This window comes from Terriglobus roseus (assembly GCF_900105625.1).
GTDB classification, from domain to species: Bacteria; Acidobacteriota; Terriglobia; order Terriglobales; family Acidobacteriaceae; genus Terriglobus; species Terriglobus roseus_B.
On record NZ_FNSD01000001.1, the window covers coordinates 675,695 to 694,210 of the forward strand.

Here is an 18,516-nt window from a genome sequence, read left to right on the forward strand (position 1 = left end):
CATGGACAAATCGAGGAAGCAGCTGCGGTCTGCTTTTCAGCGGGAAATCTTAACGCTGCCTTTAAGCTCCATCTTACCGCAAAAGAATACGGACCCCAAGGTACTCCGTTCGACTGTTTTCAAGCAAATTCTCGCGTCCGTCCGCGAGGTCGGACTGATCGAATCTCTTGTTGTTTACCCGCAGGACGGTAAAGGGTTTCTTTTGCTGGATGGCCACCTCAGACTCGAAGCTCTCAGAATGCTTGGTGTTAGTGAAGCGGCCTGCATCCTCTCGACGGATGATGAAAGCTATACATATAACAAGCGCGTCAACCACATTCCACCTGTCGCGCAGCACCTCATGCTCTTAGAGGCGATGAAGAGCGGGCTTACCGAAGATCGAATTGCAGCGGCGCTAAATATCGACGTCGCAACAGTAAAGAATCGCGCTCAGATGTTAGACGGAATTTGCCCAGAAGTCGTTGAGATGCTGCGGAATCAGAAGCTGAGTGTCGAAGTCTTTCCCATATTGCGGAAGATGAAGCCAATCGGACAGATCGCCACGGTAGAACTGATGATGCTGAGGAACGATTACAGCGTTTCGTTCGCGAAGACACGTCTCGCGATCAGCCCGCCTTCACTGCTTTCCAAAGTAGTGAGCACCCGACAGTTAAAGGCTAATGCAGACGCGGCCGATGCTCTTTTGGCCGAAGATACCGAGAGCCTGATACAGAACCTCCGTGCAGTAGAAGAAACCTACGGGATGGATGTTCTGACATTGACCGTCGCTTGCGCCTATTTCGAACGACTGTTTGCGGAGCCGACTATCGTTCGGTATCTGAGTCAACATCACCAAGGGCCGATGGAAACCCTCAGGTCCATCGTCACAGATATCCGGGCACGTACAGCATCCGAGAGCGCTGCCTGATGCCACCAGGCGGTACTACTTATGCCGGTCCGCTGTTTGTGACAAACCGTGCCCCACGCCCTGTCATTGATTGGAGTGCTATCGATTCCAATGTGGGACGGGAGGAGGTCTCCTCCCACGCTCCAGCCGCCGTGCGTCTTTTGCTCCTACCTCTGCGGGCCGTTCCCGCCCGCAACGCCCACCCTTTGTGAACGAAGCGTGCGTCCGCACGCAGATACGGAAACCAAGCCTTCCTTGTGGGCTCCGCCCCCCGCGCGGCGCAAGGGCATCCCCAATCTTCCGCGCTTCGCTTGTGCAGACCTCCGCTGCGCTCCGTCCTTTGCGCTCCAGCTTTGCTTCCGCTCCAAGGATGGGGAAACCCCTCCCTTGCACCTTGCTACCCCCGCCTTCGCCAGGAGGCGTTCGGCATGTACATGCCGCGTTTCAACGCGGAAGTGCAAAAGCCGAAGCAGAAGGAGCAAACATCATGAACATCACCAAGACCGTCGCCGCCATCGACAGCAAGAAGCCCAACACGAAACAGGAACTGATCGCCGCCAACGTCAAGCTACTCATTGAGCAGTTGGAGGCCGGACACTCCGAAGCCCTTACCCACTACCTCACTGCCATGAGCCGATTCCATCAGTACAGCTTCGGGAACGTCCTGGAGATCGCGCGTCAAATGCCCACCGCGACGCGAGTCGCTGGTTTCTGGACGTGGAAGAACCTTGGCCGCAATGTGAAGGCCGGGCAGAAGGGCATCCGCATCCTTGCACCGATGGTTGGCGTTCGTCGCAAGAAGGACGAGGAGGCCAAGAAGGACATTACCAAGCAGAACGAGCGCGTCCTGTTGGGATTCCGCAATGCCTACGTGTTTGACATCAGCCAGACCGAGGGTGTCGACCTGCCCAACCTGCACGAAGTTTGCGGCGACCCCGGTGAGAACATTGACCGTCTAGCTGCGTTCCTCAAGGGCAAGGGCATCCAGCTTGTCTACAACGAGAAGATCGCACCGGCCCTCGGCTTGAGCTACGGCGGACGCATTGCCATTCTTCCCGGTCTCTCCAAGGCTGAGGAGTTTTCGACGCTGGTGCACGAGACGGCGCATGAACTCCTCCACAAGGCCGAACGCAGGACAGTCACCACGAAGACCGTGCGGGAGACGGAGGCGGAGGCAGTAGCTTTCGTGGTCGGGAAGGCTGTTGGGTTGGTGACGGGTTCGGCATCCGCCGACTATATCCAGCTCTATCATGGCAACGCCTCACTCTTGGCGGAGAGCTTGGAAGTCATCCAGCAGACCGCAGCATCCATCCTTGCCGCACTGGAACCACCCATAGCAGAGGACGTAACCAGCGAGGAACTGGAAGACGTTGCCGCGTGAAGATCATGCCCACCACCATGTAACAATCGCACGACACCGAATCGGACGGACGGATGCAAATGCGCCCGTCTGCCGTTCTTCAGCGGCGCGGGAGACACCCTTGCGGGTTTCTCCCGACCCTCTTCCGCCGATGAAAAGCTGTCATTCAGGTGGATTCTGCACATTCCGTCTGCACAGTTCCTACACAGCCAAAATTTGGCCTTTTAGCTCAAATAAAATGAGAAACTTCTAAAATCTCTCTCACCCGCTCAGGATGACAGATCTTGGGTGGAACGGGCGGGAGGGCGGTCCTCTCTATGCCTTCTCGCTCCATTCCGCATCGCGCGCCGCCCTCGTAGAATCAAATGCGAGGATTGTTCATGCGAAACCTTGCACCAGTGCTGCTCGCGACGCTTGCTCTTGCAGCTACCGCGCAGACCCCGAAGCCCGCAACCACCACCGCTAAGCCTGCCGCGAAGACCACCACCGCGACGCACCGGCCGACCGCTCACGTTCCAAGGACGACCATGTCTGATCCCAAAGCAACGGAAGGCCTCGCTGCGGTCGGCACCATGCCCGCAGTAACTGGCACGCCAGCGCCGCTGTACGCGCTGAGGTACGTCGACACAAAGATTGGCGATGGCGACCTGGCGCGCATGTCCACGCCGCCGTCGAACGTCGTCTTTTACACCGTGCATTACACGGGCTGGACGCTGGACGGCAAGAAGTTCGATTCGTCCGTGGACCGCGGTCAACCCATCGTCTTTCCTATCGGCCTGAAGCGCGTCATCTCCGGCTGGGACACGGGATTTGAGGGGATGCATGTTGGCGGTAAGCGCCGGCTCATCATTCCCTACCAGCTCGCCTACGGCGCTGCCGGTCATCCGCCCGACATCCCGGAGAAGGCAGACCTTGTCTTCGATATCGAGCTTGTCGGTCAGGGCAACACGCAACAGCCCGTCACCGGTTCGCACTTCGAGCCGCCAACCCCTGAGGCAGCACGTCCGACGCCGCCGCCCAGTGCCAGCCCGGCAGCCAAGCCGGCAGAACGTCCCGAAGAACACCCGGAATAGACAGGATCAACCATGTTGGAAAAGCTGAACCCGCTGCGTCCTTACCTGAAGCGATACCGCGCCCAACTGGCGCAGGGCGCAGTCGCGGTGCTGCTTTACAACGGCTCGAAGATCCTGATGCCGGTGCTGATCGGCCGCGCCGTGGATGGCATCGTCCACCACGGCGCGCCGACGGTCGTCACCCATACGGTCTTCCTGCTGATCGCTGTCGCAGTCGTCGCTGCCGTGTGCCTGTATGCCACGCGATGGATCATCATCGGCGCCAGCCGCGAGATCGAATACGACCTGCGCAATGACCTGTTCGGGAATCTTGAGAAGCAATCGCTCTCGTTCTTTCACCAGCACCGCACGGGCGACATCATGGCCCGCGCGACGAACGACCTGAACGCTGTCCGGCAACTGCTTGGGCCGGCCATCATGTACTCGGCCAACACGGTTGTCTTCACCGCAGCCGCGCTGCCGTTCATGTTGAAGATCTCGGGCAGACTAACGTTGTTTGCCTTCCTTCCCCTGCCGATCGCCTCCGTCGTTGTGCAATTGATGGGTCGCAAGATTCACTCACGCTTCGAGCGTATCCAGGCCATGTTTTCTGAGATCAGCGCCAAGGCACAGGAAAACTTCAGTGGTGCACGCCTGGTCCGCGCCTTTGCGCAGGAAGAGGCGGAGATCAAGTCCTTCGAGACAGCGAACCATGAGTACATTCGCCGTTCGCTCTTCCTTGTTCGCATCATGGCCATGCTGTGGCCCACACTGGAGTTTGTGCTCGGCATGTCGATCATGCTGACGCTGCTGGTCGGTGGCCGAGAGGTCGTTGCGGGCCGCATTTCAGCCGGGCAGTTCGCCGAGTACATGGTCTTCATGGTGCAGCTCACCTTCCCCATGCTGGCCCTTGGCTATGTCATCAATCTCTTCCAGCGCGGCACCGCGTCAGTCGTCCGTATCGACGAACTGTTGCGCTGGGAACCGTCCATCAAGGATGAGAGCGGCCTGTCTGTGCCCATCGACGCTGTCCCGCGCGGCGACATCGAATTCCGCAACCTGACCTTCGGCTACGGCGATGGGCCGCGCATCCTGCAGGACGTGAACCTTTCCGTTCCCGCAGGCAGTTCGCTCGCGATTGTCGGGCCGACTGGCTCAGGCAAATCGACACTGGTGAACCTGATTCCACGCCTGCTGGACGCACCCGCGGGCGCAGTCCTGGTCGATGGGCTCCCCATCCGCGAATGGCCGCTGGCTGCCCTGCGCCGCGCCATCGGGTTCGTGCCACAGGAGACGTTCCTCTTCTCCACCAGCATCCGCGACAACATCGCCTTCGGCGTAGAGAACGCAACCGACGCAGAGATTGAACGTGCCGCCTCTGTCGCCCATATTGCGAACGAGATTCTTGAGTTTCCTCACGGCTTCGACACGCTGGTGGGCGAACGTGGCGTAACGCTCTCTGGCGGCCAGAAGCAGCGGACTTCCATCGCTCGGGCCATCATGCGCGATCCACGCATTCTGATCCTCGATGACGCACTGGCCTCCGTCGATACCTACACGGAAGAGCAGATCCTGCGTGGCCTGCGCGAGGTTATGACGGATCGTACGACGATTCTCATCGCGCACCGCGTCTCCACCGCACGCAGCGCCGACCGCATCGCTGTCCTCATCAATGGCCGCATCACACAAATCGGCACGCACGAAGAACTGCTCGCCAGCGGCGGCTACTATGCCGACCTGTTTGAGAAGCAGCAGCTGGAAGAAGAGATCGTAGCGAACTGACGCTCCCAGCGTTGCGGTTGTTAGCAGGAGACATGCGCCTTGTGTGATCTCCCACTCATCCGTGAGCCCCTTTTATGGCGACTGGATAAGCAGGGCGCTCCGGGCTCTCTTCCATTACACACAGCACGCGTGAATGGACCACACGGCATGGTCGCGAAAGCGAGCGAAGGCTCATTAGATCAGGCTCAGTCCACCATCGACCGCCATCACCTGCCCGGTGATGAACGCCGGCGCCGTCGCGAAATAGAGGACAGCGCTCACGACATCTTCTGGTGCCCCGTCGCGGCCCATCGGCGTCTTCCCTGCCAGGCGCTCCGGCTCGTCCGGAAAACGGATCATGCCGGGTGCGACGCAGTTCACACTGACCTCTGGAGCCCACGCCTTCGCCATGGTCTGCGACAGCATGTGCAGCGCCGCTTTGCTGGCGCAGTAGTGGCCATGCGTCGTCCACGGCTTGATACCGCCGAGCGATCCGATGTTGATGATCCGACCGTGTCCGCAGGCACGCAGGTGTGGTAACGCCGCCTGCGCTACAAGGAACGGCCCGCGAGCATTGACCGAGTAGGCATCATCCCACTGTTCCGGTGTGAGTAATTCCAGGGGAGCCGACTCAAACATACCGGCGTTGTTGATCAGCAGATCCAGTCCGCCAAGAAAGTCCGCGGCTTCCGCGACCGAGCGTGTGACGGAGTCCGGAGAGCGGACATCGCACACGAGGCTATGCGCACGAACTCCCATGCCGCGCATCTGCTGCAAGACTGCATCGGCGTCAGCATCCACGGACCTCGAAGTCACGACAACATCCGCGCCCGCGTCCGCTAAGGCCAGCGCAAAGGCGCGCCCCAGTCGTCGGACACCGCCGGTGACCAGCGCGCGCGTGCCGCTGAGTGGCAAGGTCATATTTAGTTCGAAGGTGAAGAGGTGCCCGGCGAGCCGTCTGTCACCGGCGTCGTATCGCCACTGGTGTTCTTCGGGGCCTTGGCGGGTGCACTTGGCGGCGGCGTAACGTTGTGATCCGCAGGTGCCACGGTCGAGTCACCCTTGGCTTTGGGATTCTGCGGCAGCGCCGGCAGTTTGATGATGGGCGCGCTCGCCGGCAGAGGCTTCGGCGTAGACGTCGGTCCGGCATTCCGGATCGGCTCCTGTACGCCAACACTGCGGTTCATGTCCTTCGCTTCATTCTCGCCGTAGGCCGAGACCTGCGTGCTGGGCCGCTTCATCCGAACGATCAACTGCTTTGAGGGGCCGTCCAGCAGCAGGGTTCCGGCGTACGTTGTGAAGCCGTTGGCGATGACCTGGACACCGACCTGCGATCCTGTCGGGATGACGTCGATGAAGGCCTTGCCATCTGTCCCGGACTTGATCTCGAGGTTGCCCTCGTCGTTCCCATCCTTCGTCGGATGAAAGATAACGGCAGCGTTCTCCAGGATTTTGCCGTTCGAATCCTTCACGACCAGTACCTCAAGGTGACTGGTCTCCGGCGGCGCCTTGTATTTGCGGCCGTGGCGCTCATTTTGAGCAGGGGCCAGCGTAGCGGCCAGGGTAACAACACTTGCAACGGAGATGAGAAGCGAACGGCGGAACAGCATGGGTGCATTCTACCGCTCCCTGCGCGCGCGTGTCTTTCCCAGCTGCCGGAGAGATGTCGCGATCTGACGCTCCTGGCACGCGCCGGTGGACCTTGAGCGACATTCACTCATATTTCATTGAGCGGCCTTGACTCGCGCCATGGCCGGGCCGTACATTAGCAATCGGAGCGGCGGAGTGCTAAAACGCCCTACCGCCCACCCACACATCAAGGAGAACGAAGAACCATGGCATCGACATTTACACCGCTGCACGACCGCATCCTGGTCCGTCGCCTGGAAGAAGGCGAAACGCTTCGCGGCGGGATCATCATCCCCGATTCTGCGAAGGAAAAGCCCCAGCAGGGCACAGTTATCAGCGTCGGCAAGGGTAAGAGCAACGACGAGGGCAAGGTATTCCCGCTCGACGTCAAGGCTGGCGACACGGTTCTCTTCGGCAAGTACTCCGGCACTGAGATCAAGCTGGAAGGCGAAGATCTGCTGATCATGCGCGAAGAAGAAGTCCTCGGAATCCTCAAGTAAGCATTGCATGCAGCGGACGCGCTTCGCGCCTCCGTTGTCTGGAATGAGTCCACTGGCTTCCCTGCTGTCCTGCAGCAGATTAGAAATTCTGAACGACGCGCTTTGAGCGCGAACAAAGGAAAACACAATGGCAAAGCAAATTCTGCACGGTGAAGATTCCCGTCAGGCTATCCTCCGCGGCGTGAACGTCCTGGCGGACGCCGTCAAGGTGACCCTCGGACCCAAGGGCCGCAACGTCGTCATCGAGAAGAAGTTCGGTTCGCCGACCATCACCAAGGACGGCGTCACCGTCGCCAAGGAAATCGAGCTGCCGAACTCGCTCGAGAACATGGGCGCACAGATGGTCAAGGAAGTTGCTTCCAAGACCTCGGACGTTGCCGGCGACGGTACGACCACCGCAACCGTTCTGGCACAGGCGATCTTCCGCGAAGGCGTGAAGACGGTTGCGGCCGGTGCAAACCCCATGGCCCTGAAGCGCGGCATCGACAAGGCTGTTGCAGCCATCATCGGCGTTCGCGACAACGACGGTGTGGTTCAGGGCGGCGCCCTGTCGAAGTTCTCCAAGCCTGTCTCCGGCGACATGATCGCGCAGGTCGGCACCATCTCGGCGAACTCGGATTCGCAGATCGGCACCATCATTGCCGAAGCGATGAAGAAGGTTGGCAAGGACGGCGTCATCACCGTCGAAGAGGCGAAGAGCATGGAGACCCAGCTCGACGTCGTCGAAGGCATGCAGTTCGATCGCGGTTACCTGTCGCCCTACTTCGTCACCGACGCAGAGCGCATGGAAGCTGCCTTCGAGGATCCGTACATCCTCATCTATGAGAAGAAGGTCTCGTCCATGAAGGACATCCTTCCCCTGCTGGAGCAGATCGCTCGCACCGGCAAGGCACTCGTCATCATCGCGGAAGATGTGGATGGTGAGGCTCTCGCAACGCTCGTGGTCAACAAGCTGCGTGGCACGCTGAACGTCGCTGCTGTGAAGGCTCCTGGCTTCGGCGATCGCCGCAAGGCCATGCTGGGCGACATCGCCATCCTGACCGGTGGCAAGGCCATCACGGAAGACCTCGGCATCAAGCTGGAGTCCGTGAAGCTCGAGGACCTGGGCACGGCGAAGCGCGTGACCATCGACAAGGACAACACCACCATCATCGACGGCGCCGGCAAGGAAGCCGACATCGACGGTCGCGTGCGTGAGATCCGTTCGCAGGTTGAGAAGACCTCGTCGGATTACGACCGCGAGAAGCTGCAGGAGCGCCTCGCCAAGCTGGTTGGCGGCGTTGCAGTCATCAAGGTCGGCGCTGCTACCGAGACCGAGATGAAGGAAAAGAAGGCTCGCGTCGAAGACGCAATGCACGCAACCCGCGCTGCCGTCGAAGAAGGCATCGTCCCCGGTGGCGGTGTGGCCCTGATCCGCTGCATCCCTGACGTGGATGCGCTGGTGAAGACGCTTGATGGTGACGAGAAGATCGGCGCCAACATCATCCGTCGCGCCATCGAAGAGCCGCTGCGCATGATCGCCTACAACGCAGGCGAAGAAGGCGCAGTCGTGATCGGCAAGATCACCGAGTCGAAGGACATGACCTTCGGTTACAACGCAGGCACCGACAAGTACGAGGACCTGGTTGCGGCCGGCGTCATCGATCCCACCAAGGTAACGCGCACTGCCCTGCAGAACGCAGCCTCCATCGCCGGCCTCATGCTGACGACGGAAGCCATGATCGCCGACATCCCGGAGAAGGCCCCCGCGGCTGGCGGCCACAACCACGGCGGTGGCGGCGGTATGGACGGCATGTACTAAACCATTGCATGGAGCGGATGCGGCTAAAGCCGCAGAAGCAAGTGCATCGAAACACACGGGTAATCCAAGTCTCTGAGACATGGGTTCACCAAAACAAGAAAGCCCCGGAGCAATCCGGGGCTTTCCTGTCTTGAGATTCGTTTGCTTGCTTTCGCTCCTACCGTCACCTGCGCGGATACCAACCTGCGGAGATTCGCCATCGTATCTCATGAGCAGCAGATACTCTTCCTGCAGCCAGTCGGGTAGGTCTATCTGCGGTTGGAAACCATGACGTGTGCCGTGGCTCTCATCGCGGGCGCCCTTCTCTTCTTCTATCACTCGCTGGTGCGCAAGATCCCCCAGAGCAACAGAGGTTTGAGGTCTCATCTATTCAAAGAATTGTCACGAACAGCCGCGTCGGTCGACGCCACCTATCGCCAGGGTTTGACTGCAATGAACTTCTCGCTTGGAGAGAAACGCGAAGACGCGTGCCTCGATTGTTCACCACTTACTGAACGTATTCGGTGGAGGTGTTCGTTCTACGCGATAGCGTTTCCTTAACACGACGCGCGACGGCATCATCCGTGGGGATCGCGGAGTACAGGATCGCAGCAGGATAGATGAACTCCTTGCCATCGTCGAAGACGACGACGATAGCGTTTTCCGTGTGATTGACAGATGCGATCTTGACCCGGGAAACAGCCTGTACCATGTCTTTCTCCTCCGCAATAACGATGCATGGAAGTCAAGAGCAAATCTGTTGTCAGTCAGACATAATGCAATATTCGGCGAGCCTTTGTATGCCGTTCCCGTCGCTGGATTGTTACAAGCGTGTCGGGTTCACCGGCAACCGGACTGGCTTCATCCCGCGGAATGTCGTTGTCGCCGGAACACATCGCAAAGGCAAACACGATGAACAGACGCGAGATGATGCTTGCAATTTCAGCCTCGGCATTTCTGGGTGGAACGTGCGCGGCGGAAGTAGTCGCTGTTACTGAGACCGAATCGGAACTGAAGACTTCCAGGGTCTACCAGTTTGCCGATCTCCCAAGGGTCCCTCTTCCCAACGGCCAGGAGGACCAGGTGGTACTTCGTGGAGCACTCGCGACGGGTGAAGGCCTTGAGGTGCATGAGACCACATTGCCACCGGGACAGATGCCGCACCTGGCGCATCGTCATCGTCATTCAGAACTGATGCTGGTGCGATCCGGTCTGCTGGAGTTCGATAACGACGGCCAGAAGACTACTGCCGGGCCGGGCGGCGTTTTCTTTGTTGGATCCAACGTACTGCATGCCGTGAAGTGCGTGGGTTCAGAGCCAGCAGACTATTACGTGGTCGCGATCGGCAGGGGCTGAGTCACTTTTCAGATTCGCCTCTGACATCGTCGTCATACGAGGGAGGTATGCTCGGCATAAGAGGACTTTATTCATGTCGTGTAATCCCGAAGAACTGAAACACGTTCCGCTGTTCGCCCTGCTTGATGACGATGAGACGGCGATCCTTGCGGCGCAGGTGGAGGTGAAACGCTTTGCCGCGCGGCAGCGAATTTACAAGATCGGCGATCCAGGCAGGAATGCCTACGTGGTGATGGCAGGCAAGATCCAGGTGACGACAGTCGACGAGGATCACCAGGAGGTGGTGTTGGATGAACCCAGCCATGGCGAGTTCTTCGGCTTCGCGTCCATGCTGGAAGAGTCACCGCATAAGACCAACGCCGTCGCATTGGACGACGCCGTCTGCCTCGAGGTCGATCGCAACGACATCGCGATCCTGCTTACAAAGAAGCCCATGGCCGGTATGGACATGCTGACTGTTCTTGGCCGTCAGTATCACGCAACCCAGCAGCTTGTGCGGCTGCGCGCAAGCCGCAACGCGAACGAGTTGATCGATGAGGAAGAAACTTTCGGCGAACGGATCGCGGACATGGTCGCGAAGTTCGGCGGTTCGTGGACATTCATTATCGCGTTCGCCATCACGCTGACCGTCTACACCAGCATCAATGTCTTCCTGCGCGGCAGGGCGTGGGATCCTTATCCGTTTATTCTGTTGAATCTGTTCCTGTCGATGCTCGCTGCGATTCAGGCGCCGGTCATCATGATGAGCCAGAACCGGCAGGATACGAAGGACCGCGTTCGCAGTGAACTTGATTTCCAGGTAAATGTAAGATCGGAATCAGAGATTCAAGGGCTGGCGAACCGGTTGAATCAACTAACCGATAAGATCGGCGACCTGGACGATCTCTTCCGGACCGCGGTGAAACAGGACAAGCAGTAAGCCTGACACCTGCCGATCCGTAGTGATGCGCAACGTCGTACACCACAACCGTGTGCTGCGGTTGTTCCTGCTATGTTGCGAACCGTGACCAGCATCTGAGTAGCCCGATGAATGACTTTGACGAACAATCCTTCAAGTTTTTAACTGAGAACAGCGCAGATATGATCTTCCGCTGCGACTTCACCCCGAAGTTCACTTATGTTTCGCCGTCGTCCGTTCGACTGCTTGGCAAAACACCGGAAGAGTTTCTCGGAAAGCATCCGTCGTCGGCGGTCCTTGCGGAAGACCTAGGCACGATTCGCAAGCACATCGAGGAGCTGCGACAGCGCGGTTCTGAACCATCCAACGTGGCCGTTCGCTTCTTTCACCACAACGGCTCACTGGTGTGGATGGAGGTCAGTGCGCGCATGATCGAAGATCCAAAGACAGGCGAACCGGCGGAGATGATCCTCGTCGCGCGCGACATCACCGAGCGGAAGAGGCTCGAAGATCAGCTCCTGGCCATGGCCATGACCGACAGCCTCACCGGCCTTTCCAATCGGCGCGCTTTCAATGCGGAACTGGAGCGCCATTGGTCCCATGTCCTGAAGGAAAGTTCGCAGGTATCGCTGGTGCTGCTCGACATCGACCACTTCAAGCAATTCAATGACGAGTACGGCCACCTGGCGGGTGATGACTGCCTGCGCGTCGTGGGCGCTGGCGTCAACGGCGCCGTCCGCCCCGGTGACGTCGTCGCACGCTATGGTGGCGAGGAGATCGCCATTATTCTGCCCGAGACAGGCCCAACCGACGCTGTCGCCGTTGCTGAATCAGTAAGAGCGGCGATCGAGGGCCTGAACATTCCACACGCCGGGAATCCCGACGGTGGCAACAGGGTCACAGCAAGCCTTGGCGTAGCTACGGCGCTTGCACGCGCAGGCGGCATGGTCCGCATGCCGGAGTCACTCGTTCTCTCCGCCGATAAGGCGCTCTACATGGCAAAGTCAGAGGGGCGAAATTGCGTTCGCAAGGTGATGATGATGGCCGCGCCAAATCAGACGACAGAGCGTAAGGCTGATCCGCAGCAATCTGCGTGACGCGCAAAAGGAAATGGCAACGCGATGAATCGCATTGCCATTTTCCTTCACCTGGAAGCGTTTACTTTGAGCCGGCCGCTCCAGCAATTTGCTGAGCACGCAGCTTCACGCCTTTGGTGCTGGAGCTCACCTTCACACGCTCCAGCCGGCTCAGGCCCGTCTGAAAGGTGACCAGGTAGCTCTCGCGCAGATCGTCTTCGAAGCGCTTGAAGTACGGATCCAGCGAGACCGGATTAATGGTGCCGCCGTTCAGCGTTTCACCGCCCGTGCCTTCAGCCATCTGGCTCAGGTAGCTCTGTCCGCTGAAGCTGGACAGATTGCCATTCACTTCGCGGCGACCATAGTAGATCGAGTAGACAGGAACTCCAGAACGTTGCGCGTCGGTCACGGCCTGGGCAACGTAAGGGCTGTCCTGGTTCAACGGGCTTACCGAGCCGTTGTAGCGGTCGATGCCACTGGTGATCATCAGCACAACCCGAGCGACACCGCGGTGTGCGGGCCACTTCTTCAGAAGGTCCTGCAGGCAGAAGTAGGGGCTGCCATCCACGCCCGCCATCGAAATGGGCAGGCGGATAGCCTGCAGCTCCTTTTCTGGCTCTGTGCTGAAGCCAACTGGGAAGTCCACGCCACCATTGCGCATATAACCAACACCCACCGCAGTATTCGGCGACGCAGTATTCTGCACAAACTTCTCAACATCGCGAAGCTGTGTGCCGAAGTTACCGCGCAGGCCATCGTCAATCAGCAGCGCTACCTCCGTACGCACACCCGGTTTGTTACCCACGCCAAGCGCCTGCAGCGAAGTGACTGTGACGGGCTTGCCATTGAACTCAACTTTGAGATCCGACGGTTGAAGCGTCGGTGCCCCGCCCTTGCTCTCCGCGCGCACGATAATGTTGACGGGCTGCGGGCCTTCGGTGTCCGCGTTGGAACGTTGCGCCCGGGCACCAAGTGTTGTGAGGCAGATTACGCCCGCGGTCAGTGCGAGAGAACGAAACATAGCGAACTCCTTCAAAGCCTCTGAGGGGCTCTGTAGATAAGACGCATATTGTCAGCTTTGGATTGAATTTTCGCCACGCCAATACGGCATGCTGCCCGGCGGGCTGGATGCCCGCCGGGTAACATGCGGACGCTATTCCCTGGGGAATCGGACTTTTACACCGGCCCGCACGGTCAGCGGCAGGCCGGGATAGCCGAACGCGCCGATGTGCTGGTTGTTCAGCAGGTTTTCAGCCTGCGTGAAGATCGCTACGGACGGCTTCAGCTGATATGTAACGTTCGCGTCCAGCTTGGTGAAGCCGCAAGCCAGGTTACGGTTTGGCAGCAGCAGCGAATTATCGAAAGTGGAGCTGGAAAAAGCGTCGATGAAGGTGGAGTCATCCGACCGCGAGGACACCGCTCCTTTCAACGATGCGCTCAACTTGTCCGCCGTGTACTGCACTACGAAGAAGCCGGTGTTTGGCGCGCGCCGGAAGGGGCGTTGCCCAACCAGCGGCGAGCTGACACCGATCGCGATCCCCGGATACTTCGGGTTTACTGTCGCCGCTCCGCCCAGTGCCTGCAAGGCATCGGTCGAAAACGACTGCTTCACCGATGCATCCAGATAGGTATAACCAGCGCGCACAAATAGACGCTGCGAGATCTGATACTGCAGCTCCGCTTCAATGCCCTGCCCCTGGGTGGACAGTGAGTTCAGGTAGAAGCCGTAGAGTGCTGCGGGAAGCGTCTGGTTGAAATACTGGTTATAGAGCGAAGTCGAGACATACTCGATCCCGCGACCGTAAGTGCTGTGGAAGTAAGTCAGGTGCAAGATCGCACGATCACTGTAGATGTTCTGACTGATTCCACCCTCATAAGTCCGGCTGCGCTGCGCACCGATGGGACTTACATGGAACCTTGCGATATCGGCGGTGTCTTGGATCGCCTGCAGCGATGCATACAGCGATGAAAGCTGCGTGGACAGATTTGGCTCCTGTACGCCCTTTGCAAAGTTCGCACGCAGACGCGTGCCATGAAACCAGCCGCGACCGGGTTGAATGGCATAGTACGCGAGCCCAAGCTGAGGCTCGCCCTCAGTGCCATACAGTGAGTTACGCTGGATAGCGCCGCCCAGAGTATAGAAGAGCCGGTGCCCAATGCCGCCCTGCATCTGCAAGGTGTAGTCATAGTTGCTGCGACCAACCTGTTGATTGGTCCCAAAGACCGGGTAGCGATACGAGCCACGCTCATCCTGAAAGCGGAAACCACCGACAACCGTGAAGTGTTCGTTGAATTTATAGTCCGTGCGATAGCCGAGCCCGTTGCGATTGGATACCAGTTCATAGCGCGTCGGGAACGGGTCATACCCGACAATGCTGCTGCCCGTGGCCGAAGTCCCGTTCGCGCCCTTAATGGTCACAACCTTGCCATAGTAGTCGCCGAAGCCGTCGGGCGTGCCGTTGCTGGCGAACTGCTGAGACTGCTCCCGCTTGCGCGCGCCGATGTAACGGAAGCTGTTGTGCCATCCGCTGCGTCGCGTGTCGTCGATCACGCCGGAGATATAGGTATCCTGATCGCCCTGCTTACCGACCTGCGTCAATCCCTGGAAGTCATAAGGACCCGGCAGGCCGGTTGCCGATACGCCATTGCGAACGGTGCCCCGAATGCTTGTGCTTCCGGTGAAGCTGTAGCCAAGATTGGCCGCAGCCGTTGCTGCATAATACCGATCATTCGCAAGCGCATTGGAACTATCGAACCGCGAGAAAGCCGTGTAGTAATCGGCCTTGCCATAAGTTCCGGAAAGCGTCGCCTCATTCCGCCACGTGTGTAAGTTGCCGGCGTCGCCGGAGTACGTCAGGATCGGCCGAATGGATGTCCCATGCGGCGTCTCAAAACGCACGACACCAGCGCGAGCGTCAGTGCCGTAGAGAACGCTGTCGGGTCCGCGATGCGACTCAAGCGCACGAACTGCAGTGGAAGAGACAGTCCCAAAATCAAAGACACCGCCGACGTCATTCGCCGGCACATCGTCGATGACAACCTTGTTAGCGTCGGAGTTACCGCCACGCACAAACAAGGACGTTGCACCACCATACTGGCCCGTCTGCACGACGGAGACGCCGGGCTGCAGACGTAACTCCTGGGAGATATCGACGCGGGTACTGAGATCCTGCATGGGAATCAGCGTGACGCTGCCACTCGTCTGCTCGATTGCGGTGGGTACACCCGTGGCGGTTACGGTGATCTCGCTGCGGACGGGGTTGATCGTCAGTTGCAGATCTCGTGAGACGACGTCCAGTGGCCGGCCATAGAAGGGATCGCTGACCTGCACGGCAAAGGCCTGGGCGCTTGCCAGCAGCAGGAAGCGGCCATCATCCGCAGAGCGAATTTCGTAAGTGCCATCCGGCAACGTAACGGTGGATGCGACAACCTGCGTGCCCCTAATCAACTGGACGCGTGCGGATGGGATGGCGCGTCCAAGCGGATCGCGGACGCTGCCGCGAACGATAACGGCATGTGCTGTGAGTGATGTGGTGAATAGAACGGTGGCGAGCCACGCGCATGTGTGCGCGCGTCGCTTAGCGATGCGATGCATTTGAATCTCCTACGCTCCCCCTCGGGGCGTGGTTTGCTGTCAGCATCGGAATCGGTCTCCTGACTTACACGCTTGCGCAGGGCCTCGGTGGTGCTGCGCTGTTCGCCTTCCCGCTTTCGCAGTGACGACCGGCGCCTCGAAGCTCTGCGTCCTCCTAAAACTCTAGGAGAGCGCAATCACAGTTGCGGGGCAGTGGCGGACTTTCACCGCGCTTCCCATTGCATTCCAATGCGGTTGGCGTCTAAGTGGAACAGGGCGCCTTGGCGCGGTCTGTAAATGGGTGCAGAAGTACAGTTTACGCGCCCTTCACACTCAGGCCGCGGCGAATGTATCCAGTGCCACCGTGGACAGGATCTCCCCCGCACGCAGGCACGCTGCCGCGTCCACATCACGATGCGTCACCAGCCGCACGCTGTGCGTGCTGAGCGCGCTGGCGAGAACGCCCCTCCGCTTCAACGCAGCCACATAACCAGGAGCATCAAAAGTCGTCGTGAAGATCACGATGTTTGTCTCGACATCCGCAGGGTTGATCGTGATGCCTTCAATCTTCGCGAGTGCCTGTGCCAACTGTTTCGCGGTGGCATGATCTTCGTGCAGACGCTTCGGCATCTCCTCCAACGCGATCAGACCGGCCGCTGCCAGGATGCCCGCCTGGCGCATGCCGCCACCCAGAGCCTTGCGGACCATGCGTGCCTGCCGGATGAACTCCGCAGTGCCCACCAGCAGCGATCCCACGGGCGCGCACAAGCCCTTTGACAGGCAGAAGTTCACCGAGTCGTAGCCTTCCGTCAGCGTTGCAACGTCCGTCTCCAGAGCAGCCGCCGCATTGAAAATACGAGCACCATCCAGGTGAATCGGGAGCCCTCGATCATGTGCACCATCGCGCACCTCACGCATCACCGACAGCGGCGTCACAGTGCCGCCCGCCATATTGTGTGTGTTTTCCACCCAGATCAGGCCGGTCTGCGCCTTGTAATAGAGTCCCGTGGTCGCAAGCGCGGGCTCAATGTCCTTCCAACGCAGGATGCCGCGCTGCCCGGCAACCGTACGCAACTGGCAGCCGCTGAACATCGCGGCCATCCCCATCTCCCAATCCATGACATGCGCGCGGGACTCGCAGACGACTTCCTTACCCGGCTGCGTGTGCAGGCGTAGCGCGATCTGGTTGCCCATCGAACCGGTCGGCACAAAGATGGAGGCTTCACGTCCGAAGATCTCGGCGGCACGCGCCTCCAGCTTGTTGATCGTCGGGTCCTCACTGTAGACGTCGTCACCGACCTCGGCATTCGCCATGGCAGAGCGCATCTCGGGTGTCGGCTTGGTCACGGTGTCGCTACGAAGGTCGATGATGCTCTCGGTGCTCATGGTTCTCCTAAGGTCTTTGATCCTGCTCTAGACGGCGACTGGTTCTCCGGCGAGTAGCTCACCAAAGATGCTCGACGAGACAATGCGACCCGCCTGGGTCAATGCCACACGGTCCTGCGTGACGCTCATCAAACCTGAATCGGCAAGGGTGCGCGACGTTTCAACCATCGCATCAACCCATGCCGGAGGATAGTCGCGTTGCAGTGTTGGGATCGACACACCATCGATCAGACGCAGGCCGAGGAAGATGCTCTCCTCCCAGGCCTCCAGCGCGTCAACACGCTCGACATCAACGGCATCCGCAGTATTCATATAGCCATCAAGATCATCTGCGTTAGCGAAGCGAACGGCACCGCCGGTGACAGCGTCCAGCAGCATGGAATGCGCATCAAGCCCAAAGCCAAGATACGGTGCGCGTGTCCAGTACTTCAGGTTGTGCCGCGACGCATGGCCGGGACGGGCGAAGTTTGAGATTTCGTACTGTGCCAGTCCTGCGCCGTTCAAAGCCTCACAAGCCTGCGCATAGAGATCAGCGACAAGGGATTCAGTCGGCGCGGCGTTCGCGCCATAGCGCACTCCCGGGCCGATCAGTTCGCGCCCGAGCCTCGAATCTTCATCCACCTCAAGCATGTAGACGGAAACGTGGTCAACACCGCTGTTGATGGCCTGCTGCAGCGACTGCGCCCAGCTCGCTATTGTCTGGTGTGGCAGACCAGCGATCAGGTCCACGTTCAAGTCACGAACACCCGCGGCACGCAGACGCTCAAGCTCCAACAGGCACGAAGATCCGGTATGCGAGCGGCCCACGGCGCGAGACTCCGTATCGACGAAGCTCTGCACGCCCAGCGAGATGCGATTCACGCCGCTCGCAAGCAGCGCGTCCAGCAGCGCATCGGAGATCTGGCCGGGCGCGGCTTCGACAGTAATCTCAGCACTTTTGATGACTTCAAAGCCGGCACGCAGAGATCGGAAGAGCGCCTTCATCTGAGCCGGTTCCAGCAAGGATGGCGTGCCGCCGCCAAGAAAGATCGAATCCACTTGGGAAGGTACGGCCAGTCCGTGCTTTGCCGCGAAATCGTGCGAAGAGGCGACCTCTGAGACAACCTGATCGACGTACGCCGCCATCCGCTCGGGCGGGTACGCATCCGATGCAAAGTTGCAGAAGGTGCACTTGGCCTTGCAGAACGGCACCGACAGGTACAGCCCCAGCGTATTGTCGACAGCGCCCACGCTTCATTTTCCCACGTTGCTGCTCGCC

At 59.4% G+C, this 18,516-nt stretch carries 16 protein-coding genes and 1 riboswitch; of the genes, 9 read left to right on the forward strand and 7 right to left on the reverse strand.

Going from position 1 to position 18,516, the window contains the following annotated elements; translation table 11 throughout:
• Position 1: 1 nt before the first annotated feature.
• From BLW03_RS02785 to BLW03_RS02800, 4 genes are all read left to right on the forward strand, one after another.
• Positions 2–907, forward strand: coding sequence for a ParB/RepB/Spo0J family partition protein (locus BLW03_RS02785; RefSeq protein WP_074652246.1), 906 nt, complete (start codon positions 2–4; stop codon positions 905–907).
• Between the two features lie 466 nt (positions 908–1,373).
• Complete coding sequence (locus BLW03_RS02790; RefSeq protein ID WP_074652247.1) at positions 1,374–2,267, forward strand: ArdC family protein; 894 nt, start codon at positions 1,374–1,376, stop codon at positions 2,265–2,267.
• A gap of 359 nt (positions 2,268–2,626) precedes the next feature.
• Positions 2,627–3,319, forward strand: coding sequence for an FKBP-type peptidyl-prolyl cis-trans isomerase (locus tag BLW03_RS02795; protein WP_074655727.1), 693 nt, complete (start codon positions 2,627–2,629; stop codon positions 3,317–3,319).
• 12 nt (positions 3,320–3,331) lie between these two features.
• Positions 3,332–5,080, forward strand: coding sequence for an ABC transporter ATP-binding protein (locus BLW03_RS02800; protein WP_074652248.1), 1,749 nt, complete (start codon positions 3,332–3,334; stop codon positions 5,078–5,080).
• A gap of 174 nt (positions 5,081–5,254) precedes the next feature.
• On the opposite strand, the gene BLW03_RS02805 is transcribed toward BLW03_RS02800, so the two are convergent.
• Positions 5,255–5,980, reverse strand: a complete 726-nt coding sequence (locus BLW03_RS02805; RefSeq protein WP_074652249.1) for an SDR family NAD(P)-dependent oxidoreductase — start codon at positions 5,978–5,980, stop codon at positions 5,255–5,257.
• A gap of 2 nt (positions 5,981–5,982) precedes the next feature.
• A complete protein-coding gene (locus tag BLW03_RS02810; RefSeq protein WP_074652250.1) occupies positions 5,983–6,669 on the reverse strand; it encodes a hypothetical protein in 687 nt (228 codons plus the stop codon).
• A 225-nt stretch (positions 6,670–6,894) separates the two neighbouring features.
• On the opposite strand from BLW03_RS02810, the gene BLW03_RS02815 reads away from it, so the two are divergent.
• Both BLW03_RS02815 and groL read left to right on the forward strand, forming a co-directional pair.
• The gene (locus BLW03_RS02815; protein WP_014786129.1) at positions 6,895–7,188 is read left to right on the forward strand and encodes a co-chaperone GroES; all 294 of its coding nucleotides are present in this window, start codon (positions 6,895–6,897) and stop codon (positions 7,186–7,188) included.
• A 127-nt stretch (positions 7,189–7,315) separates the two neighbouring features.
• On the forward strand, positions 7,316–8,989 hold the full coding sequence (gene groL, locus BLW03_RS02820) for a chaperonin GroEL (protein ID WP_074652251.1): 1,674 nt from the start codon (positions 7,316–7,318) through the stop codon (positions 8,987–8,989).
• Positions 8,990–9,476: 487 nt separating this feature from the next.
• On the opposite strand, the gene BLW03_RS02825 is transcribed toward groL, so the two are convergent.
• Complete coding sequence (locus BLW03_RS02825) at positions 9,477–9,680, reverse strand: hypothetical protein (RefSeq protein WP_074652252.1); 204 nt, start codon at positions 9,678–9,680, stop codon at positions 9,477–9,479.
• A 200-nt stretch (positions 9,681–9,880) separates the two neighbouring features.
• Between BLW03_RS02825 and BLW03_RS02830 the strand changes: the two genes are divergently transcribed.
• From BLW03_RS02830 to BLW03_RS02840, 3 genes are all read left to right on the forward strand, one after another.
• Positions 9,881–10,324 carry a cupin domain-containing protein gene (locus tag BLW03_RS02830; protein ID WP_074655728.1) on the forward strand — a complete coding sequence of 148 codons (444 nt, stop codon included), beginning with the start codon at positions 9,881–9,883 and terminating at the stop codon, positions 10,322–10,324.
• Between the two features lie 73 nt (positions 10,325–10,397).
• Positions 10,398–11,243, forward strand: a complete 846-nt coding sequence (locus tag BLW03_RS02835; RefSeq protein WP_074652253.1) for a DUF1003 domain-containing protein — start codon at positions 10,398–10,400, stop codon at positions 11,241–11,243.
• Between the two features lie 107 nt (positions 11,244–11,350).
• Positions 11,351–12,319 carry a sensor domain-containing diguanylate cyclase gene (locus BLW03_RS02840; protein ID WP_074652254.1) on the forward strand — a complete coding sequence of 323 codons (969 nt, stop codon included), beginning with the start codon at positions 11,351–11,353 and terminating at the stop codon, positions 12,317–12,319.
• Positions 12,320–12,380: 61 nt separating this feature from the next.
• Here BLW03_RS02840 and BLW03_RS02845 read toward each other — a convergent pair whose 3' ends face one another.
• From BLW03_RS02845 to hemW, 4 genes are all read right to left on the reverse strand, one after another.
• Entirely contained in the window at positions 12,381–13,319 is a 939-nt protein-coding gene (locus BLW03_RS02845; RefSeq protein ID WP_074652255.1) for a vWA domain-containing protein, read from the reverse strand.
• Positions 13,320–13,451: 132 nt separating this feature from the next.
• Positions 13,452–15,893: a TonB-dependent receptor gene (locus BLW03_RS02850; protein WP_074652256.1), complete on the reverse strand. Its 2,442-nt coding sequence runs from the start codon at positions 15,891–15,893 to the stop codon at positions 13,452–13,454.
• Positions 15,894–15,923: 30 nt separating this feature from the next.
• Positions 15,924–16,138: riboswitch (cobalamin riboswitch) on the reverse strand.
• Positions 16,139–16,205: 67 nt separating this feature from the next.
• Positions 16,206–17,258, reverse strand: coding sequence for a threonine aldolase family protein (locus tag BLW03_RS02855; protein ID WP_074652257.1), 1,053 nt, complete (start codon positions 17,256–17,258; stop codon positions 16,206–16,208).
• A gap of 27 nt (positions 17,259–17,285) precedes the next feature.
• Positions 17,286–18,488 carry a radical SAM family heme chaperone HemW gene (gene hemW, locus BLW03_RS02860; RefSeq protein ID WP_074652258.1) on the reverse strand — a complete coding sequence of 401 codons (1,203 nt, stop codon included), beginning with the start codon at positions 18,486–18,488 and terminating at the stop codon, positions 17,286–17,288.
• Positions 18,489–18,516 lie beyond the last annotated feature (28 nt).